This is a genomic window from Tsukamurella sp. TY48, from assembly GCF_019656655.1.
GTDB classification, from domain to species: domain Bacteria; phylum Actinomycetota; class Actinomycetes; order Mycobacteriales; family Mycobacteriaceae; genus Tsukamurella; species Tsukamurella strandjordii.
On sequence record NZ_BPMV01000001.1, the window covers coordinates 2,742,496 to 2,759,058 of the forward strand.

The window sequence follows — 16,563 nt, forward strand, 5'->3', positions numbered from 1 at the left end:
GCACTGATGGCACACACGAGCGACACCGGCCCCGGCGCCGTCCGGGTGCGGCCCGGCACCCTTGAACTCAATCCCCGGCCCGACGACGAGCGGCTCACCCTGGTCTTCGTCAACACCGGCGACCGGCCCGTGCAGATCGGCTCGCACCTGCACCTGCCCGATGCCAACAGCGCCCTCGAATTCGATCGCGCCGCGGCGCACGGCTACCGGCTCGACATCCCGTCGGGCACCTCGCAGCGGTTCGAACCCGGCGCCTCCCGCACCCTGGACGCCGTGACGATCCGGGGCCTGCGCCGCGTACCCGGCCTGCAGATCGGCCGTGACCCCGAACTGGGAGCCCTCTGATGCGCATCGACCGCGAACGCTACGCCGCGATCTACGGCCCCACCGCGGGCGATCAGGTGCGGCTCGCCGACACCGACCTGTGGATCGAGATCGAGAAGGACCACACCGTGGGCGGCGAGGAGGCGGTGTTCGGTGGCGGCAAATCGATCCGCGAATCCATGGCCCAATCCGCCGTCACCCGCGCCCAGGGCGCCCTGGACACCGTGATCACCAATGCGATCGTCCTGGATTGGTGGGGCATCGAGATCGCCGATGTGGGCATCCGCGACGGCCGGATCGTGGCGCTCGGGCGGTCCGGCAACCCCGACGTGGCCGACGGCGTGCACCCCGACCTCGTGATCGGCCCCTCCACCGACGTGATCTCCGGCGAGGGCAAGATCCTCACCGCCGGCGCCATCGACTCGCACGTGCACCTGATCTCGCCGTCGCAGCTGCACGAGGCCCTGTGCACCGGCATCACCACGGTGGTGGGCGGCGGCACCGGACCGTCCGAGGGCTCCAAGGCCACCACGGTGACCCCCGGCGCCTGGCACCTGTCCGCGATGCACCGCGCCCTCGACGGCATCCCGCTCAACGTGCTGCTGCTGGCCAAGGGCAACACCGTCTCGGCCGACGCGCTGAAGGAGCAGGCCCTCGGCGGCGCCGCCGGGTACAAGGTGCACGAGGACTGGGGCTCCACCCCGGCCGCGATCGACGCCGCCCTGCGCGCCGCCGACGACTGGGGCCTGCAGGTGGCGCTGCATTCCGACTCGCTCAACGAGGCCGGATTCGTGCAGTCCACCATCGATGCGATCGGCGGGCGCTCCATCCACGCCTTCCACACCGAGGGCGCCGGCGGCGGCCACGCACCCGACATCCTCACCGTGGCCTCGCTGCCGCACGTGCTGCCCGGGTCCACCAACCCCACCCTGCCGCACACCGTGAACACCGTGGCCGAACACCTCGACATGCTCATGGTGTGCCACCACCTCAATCCCGCTGTGCCCGAAGACCTCGCGTTCGCCGAGTCCCGCATCCGCGCCACCACCATCGCCGCCGAAGACGTGCTGCACGATATGGGCGCGCTGTCGATCACCAGCTCCGATGCGCAGGCCATGGGCCGGATCGGCGAAGTGGTGAGCCGCACCTGGCAGGTGGCGCACGTGATGAAGCACCGGCGCGGCAGCCTGGGCGGCGACGCCGACAACATCCGCGCCAAGCGATACGTGGCGAAGTACACGATCAATCCCGCTGTGGCGCACGGCATCGACCACGAGATCGGCTCGGTGGAGCCGGGCAAGATGGCCGACCTGGTGCTGTGGGACCCGCGCTTCTTCGGCATCCGGCCCGAAGTGGTGATCAAGGGCGGCGCACTGGTGTGGGCCGCACTCGGAGACCCGAACGCCTCCATCCCCACGCCGCAGCCGGTGCTCATGCGCCCCACCTTCGGCGCCGACGCCGGAGCCGATCACGCCGTCACCTTCGTCTCGCCCGCCGCCCTCGACGACGGCCTCGCCGAGCGACTCGAACTGCGCCGCAGGCTGCTTCCGCTCGCACCCACCCGCGCCGTGACCAAGGCGCAGATGCTCGGCGGCAACGACGCACTGCCCGACATCCGGGTGGAACCCGACACCTTCCGGATCACCGTCGACGGCGACGAGATCGTGCCCGCGCCCGCCACCGAGCTGCCGCTGGCGCAGCTCTACAGCATGTTCTGATGGTCGGCGCCCTCCCCGCCGGCGTGCTGGCCATGACGCTGGCCGACGCCCGGCTGCCCTCGGGTGGGCACGCCCACTCCGCGGGTATGGAACCCGCACTGCTGGGCGGCCTTCCGGCCACCCAGGCGGAGCCGCTGGCCCTGTCCCGGGCCCGCACCACCTCACTGGTCGAGGCGGGCACCGCCGTCGTCGCACGACACCGCGCCCTCGCCGGCGAGAGCCTCGCCCCCGTCGAGGCGGCGTGGGCCGCACGCACCCCCGCACCGTCGATGCGCGACGCGGCCCGGCTGCTGGGCCGCGGCTACCTGAGGCTCGCGCTGCGCCTGTGGCCCGACGACCCCGCGCTGCGCTCCCTGCCCCGCACCCCCGCGCGGGCCGTGGTGCTCGGCGCGATGGCCGCCGCCGCCGCGACCAGCGCCGAAGAACTCGTGCGTACCGTGGTCTACGACGAGGCCGCGTGCGCGGCGGCCGCCCTGCTCAAACTGGAGCCGGGCGATCCGGTGCTCGCCACCGAACTGGTGCTGCGCGTGTGCGCCGCCACCGAAGCCGAGGTGAGCGCCGTCGCCGCGCTCACGGATCCGGCGGACATCCCCGCCGGATCGACCCCGCAAGCCGAGGAGTGGGCGCAGGCCCACGCCGTGACGAACAAGAGGTTGTTCCGTGCCTGATACCCAGAACCCCACGCGCGCACTGCGGCTCGGCGTCGCCGGACCCGTCGGTACCGGCAAGAGCTCGCTCATCGCCACCATCTGCCGCACCCTGGCCGATCAGCTGCGCCTCGGCGTGATCACCAACGACATCTACACCGACGAGGACGCCCGCTTCCTGCGCTCCGAGGGCGTGCTGGAGGCCGACCGGATCCGCGCCGTCGAGACCGGCGCCTGCCCGCACACCGCCATCCGCGACGACGTGACCGCCAACCTCATCGCGGTGGAAGACCTGGAGGCCGACCACGGCCCGCTGGACGTGGTGATCATCGAGTCCGGCGGCGACAACCTGACCGCCACCTTCTCGCCCGCGCTCGTCGACGCCCAGATCTTCGTGCTCGACGTGGCCGGCGGTGGCGATGTGGCCCGCAAGGGCGGCCCCGGTATCGCCCGCGCAGATCTGCTGGTGGTCAACAAGACCGACCTCGCGCAGTACGTCGGCGTCGACGTCCCGCAGATGGTGGCCGACGCCACCGCCGCCCGCGAGGGCGGCCCCGTCCTCGCGCTCTCCCGCACCGATCCCACCTCGGTCACGCAGCTGGGGGAGTGGCTGCTGGGCCTGCGCACGCAGTACCTCGGCGGCGACCACGTGGCCGTCGACCCCGGCCCCATGGCCCCGCACTTCCACGCCGAGGACGACGAGCACGCGCACGACCACGATCACGCGCACCCGCATACTCACTAGGTGAGCGCAGCAGCAGTCGCGGTCCGGGCCGCGTCGCCGCGCGCGCACGTCGACCTGGTCGGGGGCACCATCGTGCCCCGGCTCGTGTCCCGCACGCCCGACGGTGCCCGCATAGCCCTGGTCGCCGGCGGCGCCCTGCTCCTGCCCGGCGACGAGGTGCGGATCGACATCACCGTGGGCGCCGGCGCAAGCCTGGAGCTCGAGGACATCGGCGGCACCGTCTGTTACGGCGAGGCCGACGGCGGCGGCCCCTGGTCCCGCTGGACCGTGCACGTCACCGTCGAGGCCGGTGGGCGGCTGCGGTGGGACGGCCTGCCGCTCGTGGTGGCCGACGGTGCGCGGGTGCACCGTCGAACCTGCGTGACGCTCGCCGAGGGCGCGACCGCCGTGCTCCGCGAGACCAGCGTGCTGGGCCGCACCGGCGAACGCGGCGGCGAGCTGCGCGCCGAATTCGTCGCCGAGGATGGGCTGCCCCTGCTCGTCGAGGACCTGCGCGTGCGCGGCGACGCCCCCGAACCCGGTGTGCTCGGCGGACGCCGCGTGTACGACACCGTGACCGCCCTCGGCTTCCGTCCGCCGACGGTGCCCGGGCTCGACGTGCTCGACCTCGACCGGCCCGGCGCCGTGGCCCGATACCTGGGCGATGAGACCCACCGCAGCCCCCTCGACGGCGTCACCGCCGCCTGGACCGATGGCTAGGGCAACGAATAGATACGCCCCGACCTGCGGTTCTCCGCGGTTGTAAACAGATCTCGGCGTGGAGTTAACCCGGCGTAGCGTGCCGGAAACATCAGCGCGGCGCAGACGCAACACCGCGTTCCTACGTTTTCCGCCAGGCGGCGATGCCGCACGGAAACGGAGGACAGATGACCGACCAGCTGACACCGAAGGACACCGCCGATACGGCGATGCCCGCGGCGGAGCAGAGCGCACTGCGGGAGACGCTCGAGGACTACACCCTGCGATTCGCCCCGCGCAGCTACCGCAAGTGGGGCCCGGCCGTGGTGGCCACCTCCGCGCTCGGCGGCATCGCCTACCTGGCCGACTTCGCGATCGGCGCCAACATCGGCATCGCGGGCGGCACGGGCAACGCGCTCATCGGCATCGGTTTCTTCGCGCTGGTCATCGTGCTCACCGGCTACCCGCTCTCCTACTACGCGGCCCGGTACAACATCGATCTCGACCTGATCACCCGCGGCAGCGGCTTCGGCTACTACGGCTCGGTGCTCACCAACCTGATCTTCGCGAGCTTCACGTTCATCTTCTTCGCGCTCGAGGGCTCGATCATGGCGCAGGGCCTCAAGCTGGGCCTGGGCATGCCGCTGTGGCTGGGGTACCTGGTGAGCTCGGTGATCGTGATCCCGCTGGTGATCTACGGCATGAAGAGTCTCGCCAAGCTGCAGGTGTGGACCACCCCGCTGTGGCTGATCATGATGGTGCTGCCCTTCGGCTACCTGCTCTTCAGCCACCCCGAGGCGATCGAGTCCTTCTTCGCCTACAGCGGCACCGACATCGTCCGCGACGCCTCCGGCACCGTGATCTCCGCGACCCCCGCCGGCCACGGCGTCTCCTTCGCCGGCGCCATGCTGGCCGCCGGTGTGTGCCTGTCGCTCATCGCGCAGATCGCCGAGCAGATCGACTACCTGCGGTTCATGCCGCCCAAGACCCCCGAGAACAGCCGCAAGTGGTGGATCGCCGTGATCACCGCCGGCCCCGGCTGGGTGTTCTTCGGCGCCATCAAGCAGATCGTCGGCCTGTTCCTGGCCGTGTACCTGATCGCGCAGACCGCCGAGAACGCCGGCATCGCCAACGAGCCCGTGCACCAGTTCCTGGAGATCTACAAGGACTTCATGCCCGCCTGGCTCGCCATGACCCTGGCCGTGATCCTCGTGGTGATCAGCCAGATCAAGATCAACGTGACCAACGCCTACTCCGGCTCGCTGGCCTGGACCAACAGCTTCACCCGCGTCACCAAGACCTACCCCGGCCGCCTCGTCTTCGTCATCTTCAACGTGGCGATCGCCCTCGGCCTGATGCTGGCCGACATGTTCAGCTTCCTCAACAGCCTGCTGGCCTTCTACGCCAACTGCGGCATCGCCTGGATCGTGGTGGTCGCGAGCGATATCGCGATCAACAAGTACCTGCTCAAGATCTCGCCCAAGGTGCCTGAGTTCCGCCGCGGCATGCTCTACGACGTGAACCCCGTGGGCTTCGTCTCGGTGGTCGTGGCGGCCGGACTGTCGATCGCGGCGTTCTTCGGCCTGCTCGGAGCCACCCTGCAGCCGTACTCGCCGCTGGTCGCCCTGGTGCTGGCCCTGGTGCTGCCGCCGATCCTGGCGCTGGCGACCAAGGGCAAGTACTACCTGCGGCGCACCGATGACGGCATCGACCTGCCGATGTTCGACGAGGACGGCAACCCGTCCGGCGAGAAGCTGCTGTGCTGCGTGACCGGCATCGAGTTCGAGCGGCCCGACATGATCGCCTCGAACGTGCCCGGCCCGAACGGCGAGAAGCAGTACATCAGCTCCCTGGCGCTGTCCTGCGACAAGTCCGGCGAGCACGTGCTGCCCGCTCAGAAGTAGCCGGCAGCCCGCTCCCCGCCGGGAGCGCGCCTCCCCGTGATCCCTCGGCCTCCCCCGTGCACCTGCATGGGGGAGGCCGAGGCGTGTGGGGGAGACGGGGTGGGAGACGGACTCGATTCGACTCTGACCGGCAGTTTCTCTACACTAGAGAGGTTGCCTGTCGTGCGTGAGCACGTCCGGCGCACCTCCCCGAACCGGTACGGATACGTCCGGACGGTCCGGAATCCCTGCGGGGCAACGGCTTCGCAGGACGGTTTGCTTCGTAGTAGGCCCACCGTCGGACGCATCAGGCCCTGATTTCAAGGCACCAGTGCGCCGTCGTTGCATGGGAACCGCTGCGAGAAAGGTAGACGAATCTGTCATGACTATGACTGATCCGATCGCAGACTTCTTGACCCGTCTGCGCAACGCCAACTCGGCGTACCACGACGAGGTGAAGCTGCCGCACTCGAAGATCAAGGCGAACATCGCCGAGATCCTCAAGCGTGAGGGCTACATCACCGACTTCCGTACCGAGGACGCCGAGGTGGGCAAGAACCTCGTCGTTTCGCTGAAGTACGGCCCCAGCCGTGAGCGTTCGATCGCCGGCCTGCGCCGCGTGTCGAAGCCCGGTCTGCGCGTGTACGCGAAGTCCACCAATCTGCCGAAGGTCCTGGGCGGCCTGGGCGTGGCGATCATCTCCACGTCCTCGGGCCTCCTCACCGACCGTCAGGCAGCCAAGCAGGGCGTGGGCGGCGAAGTCCTCGCTTACGTCTGGTAAGGGGACAGAACTAATGTCGCGTATTGGTAAGCACCCCGTGGTCGTTCCCGCGGGCGTCGACGTGCAGATCGCCGGCCAGGATGTCACCGTCAAGGGCCCCAAGGGCCAGCTGGCGCTGACCGTCTCGGACCCGATCTCGGTGTCGAAGAATGAAGAGGGCGCCATTGTGGTCGCCCGTCCCGACGACGAGCGGCGCAACAAGGCGCTGCACGGCCTGTCGCGGACCCTGGTCGCCAACATGGTGACCGGTGTAACTGAGGGTTACACCAAGAAGCTGGAGATCTACGGCGTGGGTTACCGCGTGGCGCTCAAGGGCAAGGACCTCGAGTTCTCCCTGGGCTTCAGCCACCCGGTGCCGATCACGGCGCCCGAGGGCATCACCTTCGCGGTGGAGAGCCCCACGAAGTTCTCCGTGTCCGGCATCGACAAGCAGCAGGTCGGCCAGATCTCGGCGGTCATCCGTCGTCTGCGTCGCCCCGACCCGTACAAGGGCAAGGGCGTTCGCTACGAGGGTGAGCAGATCCGTCGCAAGGTCGGAAAGACGGGTAAGTAACTCATGGCAACTCAGACTGAGAACAAGAAGCGCATTCCGATGGGCAAGGACGTCTCGACTCGTCGTCGTACGTCGAAGGCCCGTCGTCACTTCCGCCTGCGCAAGAAGATCGAGGGCACCGCGGTTCGTCCGCGCCTCGCCGTCAAGCGCTCCAGCCGGCACATCCACGTGCAGCTGATCGACGACCTCAAGGGCCACACGCTGGCCTCGGCGTCGACTCTCGAGGCGGACGTCAAGGCCGCGGGTGGCGACAAGTCCGCCCAGGCGAAGAAGGTCGGCGAGCTCATCGCCGCCCGCGCCAAGGCCGCTGGTGTGGATGCCGTGGTGTTCGACCGTGGTGGCAACAAGTACCACGGCCGCATCGCCGCGCTCGCGGACGCCGCTCGCGAAGGCGGGTTGACGTTCTGATGCAGACCACCACCATGTACTCCACCGAAGGAAAGGCAGCCTGATGCCCGGACGTCAGCGTCGTGACGGCGGCAATGGGCCCGCCGGCAACAACGGTCCCGATAACAACAGCAACGACCGCCGCGGCGGCCGTGGTGGCCGTGACCGCGATCAGCGCGGAGGCCGCGAGGCCGAGAAGAGCAACTACATCGAGAAGGTTGTCACCATCAACCGCGTCTCGAAGGTCGTGAAGGGTGGTCGTCGCTTCAGCTTCACCGCCCTCGTGATCGTCGGCGACGGCCAGGGCATGGTCGGCGTCGGCTACGGCAAGGCCAAGGAAGTTCCTGCGGCCATCCAGAAGGGCGTCGAGGAGGCTCGGAAGAACTTCTTCCGCGTCCCCATGATCGGCAACACCATCGTGCACCCCGTGCAGGGTGAGGCCGCGGCCGGCGTCGTGCTGCTGCGTCCCGCCAGCCCCGGTACCGGTGTGATCGCCGGTGGCGCCGTGCGCCCCGTGCTCGAGGCGGCCGGCGTCCACGACGTCATCGCCAAGAGCCTCGGCTCGGACAACGCGATCAACGTGGTCCACGCGACCGTCGCCGCTCTCAAGGAGCTGCAGCGTCCGGAGGAGGTCGCGGCTCGTCGCGGCCTGCCCATCGAGGACGTCGCTCCGGCGGGCATGCTGCGTGCGCGTGCAGGTCAGGGAGCGTAACTCATGGCACAGTTCAAGATCACTCAGGTGCGCGGCACGATCGGCACCAAGCAGAACCAGCGCGACAGCCTGCGGACGCTCGGCCTGAAGGGCATTCGTAAGAGTGTCGTTCGCGAGGACACCCCGCAGAACCGCGGCCTGATCCAGGTCGTGTCGCATCTCGTGGAAGTGGAGGAGGTGTAACCAATGGCTATCAAGCTGCACGATCTCCGTCCCGCCAAGGGCGCGAAGACCGAGAAGACCCGCGTGGGTCGCGGTGAGGGCTCCAAGGGCAAGACCGCCGGTCGCGGTACCAAGGGCACCAAGGCGCGCAAGAACGTCCCCGTGGCGTTCGAGGGCGGCCAGATGCCGCTGCACATGCGGCTGCCGAAGCTCAAGGGCTTCAAGAACCGCAACCGTGTCGAGTACCAGGTGGTGAACGTGGGCGACATCGCTCGCCTGTTCCCGCAGGGCGGCACCGTCGGCATCGACGAGCTCGTCGCCGCCGGTGCGGTTCGCAAGAACCGCGTCGTCAAGGTGCTGGGCGACGGCGAGATCAGCGTCAAGGTGGACGTGACGGCGACCAAGGTCACCGGCGCCGCCAAGGCGAAGATCACCGCCGCGGGCGGCTCGGTCACCGAGCTCGCCGCTTCGGCCGAGGCGTAACCGTCTCGATCGACTAGCGTGGAGACCGCGGCAGGCGCCGGAAACGGTGCCTGCCGCGGTTCTTCTTTCGCACCAGGTCGCGCGGCCCGACTTCTGTCGGGCGGTACGGCCGTGAACAGCCGCGATGGGTGCGGCTGTTAGAGTTCTAACGTTTGCAGGATTACCGATGAGGGCACGCCGCTCCCGCCTGCGGGAGTTGCGCGTGTCCACGAGCGTGGGGCCGCCCGTCCGGGCCGCCCGGCTGCCAGGAGGATGTGTGCTTTCGGCCCTAGTCCCGATCTTCCGGACCCCGGATCTGAGGCGGAAGATCCTGATCGTCCTGGGCATCATCGTGCTCTATCGGTTCGGCGCCACGCTGCCGTCCCCGGGCGTCAACTTCCGTAACGTCAGCGAGTGCGTCGACAACGTCTCCAAGGGCGCCAACGCCGATGTCTACTCGCTGATCAACATGTTCTCCGGCGGCGCGCTGCTGCAGCTGTCGGTGTTCGCGATCGGCATCATGCCGTACATCACGGCCTCGATCATCGTGCAGCTGCTGATGGTGGTGATCCCCCGCTTCGAGACGCTCCGCAAGGAGGGCCAGGCGGGCCAGGCCAAGATCACGCAGTACACCCGCTACCTCACGGTGGCGCTGGCGCTGCTGCAGGCCACCGCCATCGTGGCGATGGCCTCGCGCGGCGCCCTGCTGCAGGGCTGCGCCAAGCCGATCCTCGACAAGACCGACATCTTCTCGCTGATCGTCATCGTGATCACCATGACCGCCGGCGCCGTCCTCGTGATGTGGTTCGGCGAGCTGATCACCGAGCGCGGCATCGGCAACGGCATGTCGCTGCTGATCTTCGCCGGCATCGCCTCGCGCCTCCCGGCCGACGGCCAGAACATCCTGCAGAGCCAGGGCGGCCTCACCTTCGGCCTCGTCCTGTTCGCGGTGTTCCTCATCATCATCGCCGTGGTCTTCGTCGAGCAGGGCCAGCGCCGCATCCCGGTGCAGTACGCCAAGCGCATGGTCGGCCGCAAGATGTACGGCGGATCGTCGACCTACCTCCCGCTCAAGGTGAACACCGCGGGCGTGATCCCGGTGATCTTCGCGTCCTCGCTGCTGTACCTGCCGCAGCTGGTGATCCAGCTCGTGTCCGGCGGCGCCTCGACCGCCGGCTGGGTGCAGTGGATCCAGACCAACCTGGTGAACCCGGGCAGCTGGGTGCACATCGGCGTCTACTTCGCGCTGATCATCTTCTTCACGTACTTCTACGTGGCGATCACCTTCAACCCGGAGGAGCGCGCCGACGAAATGAAGAAGTTCGGCGGCTTCATCCCGGGCATCCGCCCCGGCAAGCCGACCGCGGACTACTTGAACTACGTGTTGCAGCGGATCACGCTGCCGGGCTCGCTGTACCTGGGCATCATCGCGATTCTCCCGAACCTGTTCATCGAACTCACCGGTAGCGGATCGAACATGAGTAACCTGCCCTTCGGCGGCACGATGGTGCTCATCATCGTGGTGGTGGCCCTCGACACGACGAAGCAGATCGAGAGTCAATTGATGCAACGCAACTACGAAGGATTCCTCAAGTGAGACTGGTTATTCTCGGCCCTCCCGGGGCGGGCAAGGGCACGCAGGCGGAGAAGCTGTCGGAGAAGTACGGAATCCCTCACATCTCCACCGGTGACCTGTTCCGCGCGAACATCAGCGAGGGCACCCAGCTCGGTGTCGAGGCCAAGAAGTACATGGACGCCGGCGAGCTCGTGCCGTCGTCGGTCACCGTCGACATGGTGCGCTCGCGCCTCGACGAGCCCGACGCCGTGAACGGCTTCATCCTGGACGGCTTCCCCCGCTCCACGGACCAGGCCGATTCGCTGGCCGAGATCCTGGTGCCGCGCAACGAGAAGCTCGACGCCGTGATCTCCTTCGAGGTGCCCGAGGACACCGTGGTCGAGCGGATGCTGGCCCGCGGTCGCGCGGACGACACCGAAGAGGTCATCCGCAACCGCATGCAGGTCTACGCGAAGCAGACCGCCCCGCTGCTGGACTACTACGGCGATTTCGTGACCCACATCGACGCCGTCGGCACCGTCGACGAGGTGCTCGGCCGGGTCACCGCCGCGCTCGATAAGTGAGCAGGTTCCGCCGCAACAAGACCGTGCCCTTCCGCTCGGCGGGAGAGCTCGACGCGATGGCCGCCGCGGGCGCCGTCGTGGGCCGCGCGCTGGTCGCGGTCCGCGATGCCGCCCGCGTCGGCGTCTCCACCCTCGAACTCGACGAGGTCGCCGAGACCGTGATCCGCGAGGCCGGCGCGGTCCCGTCGTTCAAGGGCTACCACGGCTTCCCGGGCTCGATCTGCTCCTCGGTCAACGAGGTGGTCGTGCACGGCATCCCGAACCGGGACACGGTGCTCGCCCAGGGCGATCTGGTGTCCATCGACTGCGGCGCCATCCTCGACGGCTGGCACGGCGACTCCGCCTGGACCTTCGGAGTCGGTGAACTCGCCGACGACGATGCGGACCTCTCCGAGGCCACCCGGCTCGCCATGGAGGCGGGGATCGCCGCCATGGTCGACGGTGCGCGCCTGACGGACATCTCGCACGCCATCGAGACGGCCACCTACGCGCAGTCCGCGCGGCTGGGCCGCGACTTCTTCATCGTGGACGGCTACGGCGGTCACGGCATCGGCCGCGAGATGCACATGGACCCCTTCCTCGCGAACGAGGGCGATCCGGGCAAGGGCCCGAGGCTCGTCGTCGGGTCCACCCTCGCGATCGAGCCGATGCTCACCCTCGGCACCCCCGACACCTCCGTGCTGGAGGACGACTGGACCGTGGTCACCGACGACGGTTCCCGCGCCGCCCACTGGGAGCACACCGTGGCCGTCACGGCCGACGGTCCCCGCATCCTCACCCCGCGCCCCTGACGCGAGCGGTGCCGTCCTCCATCGCGCTAGAATTGATGCTGAGCAGGGAGGACGTGGCATGACTGACATTGAACGAACCCGTCGTCGTGTGAAGGCGATCCGATCGATCCGTCGCAGTACGGAGCTCGAAGGAGCCGAGAGCACCGTCGCTACGCGCGCAGATCAGGTGGCCTATGCCCGGGGCACGATCGACGTGGCCGAACTCGGCGAGCGCGTTCGTCGCCGATACAACGTGCAGTGACCGGTGGCGCAGTACCCGTGGGACACGGGCGATCACGACGCGGATTGGCTCGGATACTTCGTTCCCGGGACTTCCGTGCTGCGGAATCGAGTCGGAGCGGTCACTGCCCGCGAGCTGGAGGACGCTGAGAACGACCTCGTCGAGGTCCGCGTGATCGAGCTCCGAGAGCGACCCGATCTCGCGGCACGACGCTACGATCTGCACCACCTCAGTGCGATTCATCGCCACCTTTTCCGCGATGTCTACGAGTGGGCGGGCCATCTGCGCACCGTCGGCATCGAGAAGGGCGACGAGTCCTTCTGCCCGCCCGGCAATATTGCGCAGGCGATGCAGCATGTCGCGGGGCGTATCGCCGAATCGAGTCGACTGCGGAAGATCCCCGGGGAGCAGCTACCGCGCGAGGTCGCCTACCTGTACGACTACGTCAACTTCGCGCACCCGTTTCGCGAGGGAAACGGCAGGGCCACGAGAGAATTCTTCAACCTGTTGCTGGCGGAGCGTGGTGCGGGGTTGGCGTGGGACCGAACCGATATGGCGGAACTACACGATGCGTGCCATCAGGCGCGTGCGCACAGTGACCTCTCCGGCCTTGAATCGCTGTTCGCGAGAATCGTCGACGATGAACCCGCCTACGACTTCTGACACCCGCTACGAATATCTCTTGACCCTCACGCGACGTGAGGCCAGAAGGTGATCGGTGTGAACGACGGGAAGCAACAGTTCCACACGGTGGGCGCGATCGCGCGCCTCACCGGCGTCAGCGTCCGCACGCTGCATCACTACGACGACATCGGCCTGGTGCCGCCCTCGGGCCGCACCGCCGCGGGGTACCGCGCGTACTCCGACGCCGACGTCGAGCGGCTGCACCAGGTGCTGACGTACCGGGAGCTGGGATTTCCTCTCGAGCAGATCGCGACCCTGCTCGACGATCCGTCGGCCGATGCCATGGCGCATCTGGAGGAGCAGCGCACGCTGCTGACGACGAGGATCGATCGTTTGCACCGCATGGTCGCAGCAGTGGAGGAAATGATGAACAGGAAGAAGGGTGGCATCACGCTCAGCGCGCAGGACCAGGCCGAGATCTTCGGCGACGACTGGCTCGGCGAGGGCTACGCCGAGGAGGCGGAGCAGCGCTGGGGCGACACCGACGCCTGGAAGCAGAGCGCCGAGCGCACGGCGAAGCTGAGCAAGGACGACTGGAAGCAGCTCAAGGCCGAGGGCGACGCCCTGGAGGCCGCGCTGGCCGACGGTCTGGCCCGCGGCGTGGCGCCGGGCTCCGAGGAGGGCAACGCCCTCGCGGAGCAGCACCGGGCCGGTATCGACCGCTGGTACGACTGCGACCACGCGATGCACGTGTGCGTCGCGCGGATGTACATCGACGACCCGCGGTTCCGCAAGCACTACGAGGACATCGCACCGGGCCTGGCCCAGTACGTCTACGACCTCGTGGCCGCCAACGCCGAGGGCCGGTAGCGGATTCGTGCCGCTCGGGTGTCCACCGACATCTGAGCGGCGCGAAGTACCGCGAGCTACGCTGGCGACGTGCAGTGGTTCCTGGACAACTGGTGGATCGTGTTCCCGATCGCTGCCGGACTCGGCGGCACCGGGCGCGCGATCGGCGCGTGGAACGAGCGCCGCGCCGCCCGCCGCCTGGAGCGCTACCGCATCAAGCAGGAGACCAAGGTGGCGCTGGCGCAGGCCAAGGGGATGGGCCGGATCGACGCCGAGCAGGCCGCCCGCGAGATGTCCCGAGTCACCAAGGAACACGACACCGTCGACACCCGGTGGTTCGAGTACGAGACCGACCTGGCCACCATCCTCGACTACCCGATGATGATCGACATGCGCGAGCCGCTCACCGTCGAATTCCACACGGCCAAGCGGCGGGCCGATCTGCTTGCGCCCCGCGACGCCGGACGAGACGAGCGGACTGGCCGACTACCGCGATGCCGTGCACGCCTACGTCGCCGCGTTCGACGTGGCGGAGCAGGAGGCGCACCGGCGGCGGCGCGGGGACTTCGATCCGATCGAGCAGGAGCGGCTCTCCCGCGCGCAGCGGCTGCTGGCGGTGGCGCTGGACGGCGGCGCCACGGGCGCCGAGCGGCAGCAGGCCTATCAGCGGGCCCGCAAGGAACTCGACGGGCTGCTCAACCTGCCGCTGCCCGCCACCGTCGCCTTGGAGCGAGCGGTGCGGGCAGCGTTGGAGAGTTCGAACTAGCCGCGGCTAGGTGCAGCCGCGGCGCACTGCGGAGGTCCAGGCACCGTCGTCGGTGAGGACGGACCGGACCGCCTGGCGGAACCACCGCAGTGCGCGCATCGCGAGCCCCTAGGACACGCCGGCCGTGGCGGGCGCCTGCGCCGCGGCAGCAGCGGCGAGGCCCAGCTGCAGATCGGCCAGGATGTCGTCGATGTGCTCGATGCCCACGGCCAGGCGCACCAGGCCGGGGGTGACTCCGGCTTCGAGCTGCTCCTGCTCGGTGAGCTGGCTGTGCGTGGTCGACGCCGGGTGGATCACCAGCGACCGCACATCGCCGATGTTCGCCACGTGGCTGTGCAGCTGCAGGGCGTCCACGAAGGCCTTGCCCGCGGGCACTCCGCCGGCCAGCTCGAAGGCGACGATGGCGCCGGCGCCCTTGGGCAGCAAGGCCTTCGCGCGCTCGTGGTACGGCGACGAGGGCAGCCCGGCGTAGATCACCGAGGTCACGCCGTCCTGGCCGTCGAGGAACTCGGCCACCTTCTGCGCGTTCTCGATGTGCCGCTCCACCCGCAGGCTCAGCGTCTCGATGCCCTGGCTGAGCAGGAAGGCGTTGAAGGGTGAGATCGCCGGGCCCAGATCGCGCAGCAGCTGCACGCGGGCCTTGAGCGCGAAGGCGGGCGCGCCCAGGTCGGCGAAGACCACACCGTGGTACGACGGGTCCGGGGTGGTGAAACCAGGGTGCCGGCCCTGCGTCCAGTCGAAGGTGCCGCCGTCCACGATCACGCCGCCGATCGCGGAGCCGTGGCCGCCGAGGTACTTGGTGGCCGAGTGCACCACGATGTCGGCGCCGTGCTCCAGCGGGCGCAGCAGGTACGGGGTGGCCACGGTGTTGTCCACGATGAGCGGCACGCCGTTCTCGTGCGCCACGCCCGAGACGCCCGGCAGGTCCAGCACGTGGCCGCGGGGGTTGGCGATGGTCTCCGCGAAGAAGGCGCGGGTGTTGGGGCGGACGGCGGCGCGCCACTGCTCCAGATCGTCGGGGTTCTCGACGAAGGTGACCTCGATGCCCAGCTTGGCCAGGGTGTAGTGCAGCAGGTTGTAGGTGCCGCCGTAGAGGTACGGCGAGCTGACGATGTGGTCGCCCGATTCCGCCACGTTGAGGATCGCGAGCGTCTCGGCGGCCTGACCCGAGGCCACCAGCAGCGCGGCGACGCCGCCCTCGAGCGCGGCGATGCGCTGCTCCACCGCGTCCTGCGTGGGGTTCATGATCCGGGTGTAGATGTTGCCCGGCTCGGCCAGCCCGAACAGCGCCGCCGCGTGATCGGTGTTGTTGAACGTGTACGAGGTGGTCTGGTAGATCGGGAGCGCACGCGCATTGGTCGCACCGTCGGGCGTCTGCCCGGCGTGGATCTGCGTGGTCTCGAAGTGCCAGGCGGGGCTGTCCGGAGTGGTCATGGGTGCGATCCAAATGCAACCGGCCGCCGGAGTAAAGACTTTGGCTCATACAGTAGGGAAATGGCCGACGACGAGGTGGTGGCGCTCTACGACGACGCGGGGCGCCCGGACGGGTCCGCCACGCGCGCCCGCGTCCGCGCGGAGAACCTGCGCCACGCCACCACCGCGATCCTGGTCTTCGACCCGGCCGGCCGGATCTACGTGCACCGGCGCACCCCCGTCAAGGACGTCTACCCGGGGCTGCGCGACTTCTGCGCGGGCGGGGTGCTGCTGGCGGGGGAGTCGCCGGACGACGGTGCCGCCCGCGAGGCCTTCGAGGAACTCGGCGTGCACGGCGTCCCGCTGCTGCGGGTGGGCACCGCCGATTACATCGACGCGGTCACCAGGTTCGTGTGTTTCCAGTACGTGTGCACCTACGACGGGCCCATCGTCTGGCAGCCCGAGGAGGTGTCCGGCGGCGAGTGGATGACCCGCGCCGAGCTCCTCGCGGCCGTGGCGGACGACCCCGGCGACTTCGTTCCGGATTCGGTGCAGACGGCCCTGCACCTGGTGACCGACGGGGCGTCGCCCGGCGCGGGTTTGGGCCAGGATTCGTCCGACGAGTCGTGAGCGCGTAGAATGGGCAGGTAGCGCGGCGTTCGTCAGTGATGATCGAGCCCGCACCCCGGGCGCAACCGGCGCCGGGACG

Annotated in this window: 20 protein-coding genes and 1 pseudogene; 20 read left to right on the forward strand and 1 reads right to left on the reverse strand. The window is 68.9% G+C overall.

Going from position 1 to position 16,563, the window contains the following annotated elements:
- The first annotated feature begins 6 nt into the window (after window positions 1-6).
- The 19 genes and pseudogenes from ureB to TTY48_RS13485 all read left to right on the forward strand — a co-directional run bounded on the left by ureB (window position 7) and on the right by TTY48_RS13485 (window position 14,441).
- Complete coding sequence (ureB, locus tag TTY48_RS13395; RefSeq protein ID WP_220657956.1) at window positions 7-345, forward strand: urease subunit beta; 339 nt, start codon at window positions 7-9, stop codon at window positions 343-345.
- The gene (locus tag TTY48_RS13400; protein WP_374758692.1) at window positions 345-2,042 is read left to right on the forward strand and encodes an urease subunit alpha; all 1,698 of its coding nucleotides are present in this window, start codon (window positions 345-347) and stop codon (window positions 2,040-2,042) included. The genes ureB and TTY48_RS13400 overlap by 1 nt, the downstream gene beginning before the upstream one ends.
- Entirely contained in the window at window positions 2,042-2,710 is a 669-nt protein-coding gene (locus tag TTY48_RS13405) for an urease accessory protein UreF (RefSeq protein ID WP_220657957.1), read from the forward strand. The genes TTY48_RS13400 and TTY48_RS13405 overlap by 1 nt, the downstream gene beginning before the upstream one ends.
- Entirely contained in the window at window positions 2,703-3,434 is a 732-nt protein-coding gene (gene ureG, locus TTY48_RS13410) for an urease accessory protein UreG (RefSeq protein ID WP_220657958.1), read from the forward strand. The genes TTY48_RS13405 and ureG overlap by 8 nt, the downstream gene beginning before the upstream one ends.
- A complete protein-coding gene (locus TTY48_RS13415; RefSeq protein WP_220657959.1) occupies window positions 3,435-4,133 on the forward strand; it encodes an urease accessory protein UreD in 699 nt (232 codons plus the stop codon).
- 167 nt (window positions 4,134-4,300) lie between these two features.
- Window positions 4,301-6,016 carry a cytosine permease gene (locus TTY48_RS13420; RefSeq protein WP_220657960.1) on the forward strand — a complete coding sequence of 572 codons (1,716 nt, stop codon included), beginning with the start codon at window positions 4,301-4,303 and terminating at the stop codon, window positions 6,014-6,016.
- A 361-nt stretch (window positions 6,017-6,377) separates the two neighbouring features.
- A complete protein-coding gene (gene rpsH / locus TTY48_RS13425) occupies window positions 6,378-6,776 on the forward strand; it encodes a 30S ribosomal protein S8 (protein WP_220657961.1) in 399 nt (132 codons plus the stop codon).
- Window positions 6,777-6,789: 13 nt separating this feature from the next.
- Window positions 6,790-7,329: a 50S ribosomal protein L6 gene (rplF, locus tag TTY48_RS13430; RefSeq protein ID WP_220657962.1), complete on the forward strand. Its 540-nt coding sequence runs from the start codon at window positions 6,790-6,792 to the stop codon at window positions 7,327-7,329.
- A 3-nt stretch (window positions 7,330-7,332) separates the two neighbouring features.
- On the forward strand, window positions 7,333-7,737 hold the full coding sequence (gene rplR / locus TTY48_RS13435) for a 50S ribosomal protein L18 (RefSeq protein WP_304941250.1): 405 nt from the start codon (window positions 7,333-7,335) through the stop codon (window positions 7,735-7,737).
- A 43-nt stretch (window positions 7,738-7,780) separates the two neighbouring features.
- A complete protein-coding gene (rpsE, locus tag TTY48_RS13440; RefSeq protein ID WP_220657963.1) occupies window positions 7,781-8,428 on the forward strand; it encodes a 30S ribosomal protein S5 in 648 nt (215 codons plus the stop codon).
- Between the two features lie 3 nt (window positions 8,429-8,431).
- Entirely contained in the window at window positions 8,432-8,611 is a 180-nt protein-coding gene (gene rpmD, locus TTY48_RS13445) for a 50S ribosomal protein L30 (protein ID WP_013127982.1), read from the forward strand.
- Window positions 8,612-8,614: 3 nt separating this feature from the next.
- Window positions 8,615-9,073, forward strand: coding sequence for a 50S ribosomal protein L15 (gene rplO, locus TTY48_RS13450; protein WP_220657964.1), 459 nt, complete (start codon window positions 8,615-8,617; stop codon window positions 9,071-9,073).
- A gap of 256 nt (window positions 9,074-9,329) precedes the next feature.
- Window positions 9,330-10,649 (forward strand): preprotein translocase subunit SecY, encoded by a 1,320-nt coding sequence (gene secY, locus TTY48_RS13455; protein WP_220657965.1) that lies wholly within the window; start codon window positions 9,330-9,332, stop codon window positions 10,647-10,649.
- On the forward strand, window positions 10,646-11,191 hold the full coding sequence (locus tag TTY48_RS13460; RefSeq protein WP_220657966.1) for an adenylate kinase: 546 nt from the start codon (window positions 10,646-10,648) through the stop codon (window positions 11,189-11,191). Before secY ends, TTY48_RS13460 begins: the two co-directional genes overlap by 4 nt.
- Window positions 11,188-11,982 (forward strand): type I methionyl aminopeptidase, encoded by a 795-nt coding sequence (map, locus tag TTY48_RS13465; protein ID WP_220657967.1) that lies wholly within the window; start codon window positions 11,188-11,190, stop codon window positions 11,980-11,982. Before TTY48_RS13460 ends, map begins: the two co-directional genes overlap by 4 nt.
- 58 nt (window positions 11,983-12,040) lie before the next feature.
- The gene (locus TTY48_RS13470; protein ID WP_220657968.1) at window positions 12,041-12,223 is read left to right on the forward strand and encodes an antitoxin VbhA family protein; all 183 of its coding nucleotides are present in this window, start codon (window positions 12,041-12,043) and stop codon (window positions 12,221-12,223) included.
- Between the two features lie 3 nt (window positions 12,224-12,226).
- The gene (locus tag TTY48_RS13475) at window positions 12,227-12,865 is read left to right on the forward strand and encodes a Fic family protein (RefSeq protein WP_220657969.1); all 639 of its coding nucleotides are present in this window, start codon (window positions 12,227-12,229) and stop codon (window positions 12,863-12,865) included.
- Between the two features lie 57 nt (window positions 12,866-12,922).
- Window positions 12,923-13,696, forward strand: coding sequence for a MerR family transcriptional regulator (locus TTY48_RS13480; protein WP_220657970.1), 774 nt, complete (start codon window positions 12,923-12,925; stop codon window positions 13,694-13,696).
- 69 nt (window positions 13,697-13,765) lie between these two features.
- Window positions 13,766-14,441, forward strand: a pseudogene (locus TTY48_RS13485) (hypothetical protein).
- 108 nt (window positions 14,442-14,549) lie between these two features.
- Here the strand turns inward: TTY48_RS13485 and TTY48_RS13490 are convergent.
- Window positions 14,550-15,875: a bifunctional o-acetylhomoserine/o-acetylserine sulfhydrylase gene (locus TTY48_RS13490; RefSeq protein WP_220657971.1), complete on the reverse strand. Its 1,326-nt coding sequence runs from the start codon at window positions 15,873-15,875 to the stop codon at window positions 14,550-14,552.
- Window positions 15,876-15,935: 60 nt separating this feature from the next.
- Here TTY48_RS13490 and TTY48_RS13495 point away from each other — a divergent pair, with 60 nt between their 5' ends.
- Window positions 15,936-16,484 carry an NUDIX domain-containing protein gene (locus tag TTY48_RS13495; RefSeq protein WP_220657972.1) on the forward strand — a complete coding sequence of 183 codons (549 nt, stop codon included), beginning with the start codon at window positions 15,936-15,938 and terminating at the stop codon, window positions 16,482-16,484.
- Window positions 16,485-16,563: the final 79 nt, after the last annotated feature.

Coding starts and splice junctions, on each gene's coding strand:
- TTY48_RS13405 (WP_220657957.1), top strand. CDS start 2,042: ATGGTCGGCGCCCTCCCCGCCGGCGTGCTGGCCATGACGCTGGCCGAC.
- rpsE (WP_220657963.1), top strand. CDS start 7,781: ATGCCCGGACGTCAGCGTCGTGACGGCGGCAATGGGCCCGCCGGCAAC.
- rplO (WP_220657964.1), top strand. CDS start 8,615: ATGGCTATCAAGCTGCACGATCTCCGTCCCGCCAAGGGCGCGAAGACC.
- rpsH (WP_220657961.1), top strand. CDS start 6,378: ATGACTATGACTGATCCGATCGCAGACTTCTTGACCCGTCTGCGCAAC.
- TTY48_RS13490 (WP_220657971.1), bottom strand. CDS start 15,875: ATGACCACTCCGGACAGCCCCGCCTGGCACTTCGAGACCACGCAGATC.
- TTY48_RS13420 (WP_220657960.1), top strand. CDS start 4,301: ATGACCGACCAGCTGACACCGAAGGACACCGCCGATACGGCGATGCCC.
- TTY48_RS13495 (WP_220657972.1), top strand. CDS start 15,936: ATGGCCGACGACGAGGTGGTGGCGCTCTACGACGACGCGGGGCGCCCG.
- TTY48_RS13400 (WP_374758692.1), top strand. CDS start 345: ATGCGCATCGACCGCGAACGCTACGCCGCGATCTACGGCCCCACCGCG.
- rpmD (WP_013127982.1), top strand. CDS start 8,432: ATGGCACAGTTCAAGATCACTCAGGTGCGCGGCACGATCGGCACCAAG.
- ureB (WP_220657956.1), top strand. CDS start 7: ATGGCACACACGAGCGACACCGGCCCCGGCGCCGTCCGGGTGCGGCCC.
- rplF (WP_220657962.1), top strand. CDS start 6,790: ATGTCGCGTATTGGTAAGCACCCCGTGGTCGTTCCCGCGGGCGTCGAC.
- rplR (WP_304941250.1), top strand. CDS start 7,333: ATGGCAACTCAGACTGAGAACAAGAAGCGCATTCCGATGGGCAAGGAC.
- TTY48_RS13470 (WP_220657968.1), top strand. CDS start 12,041: ATGACTGACATTGAACGAACCCGTCGTCGTGTGAAGGCGATCCGATCG.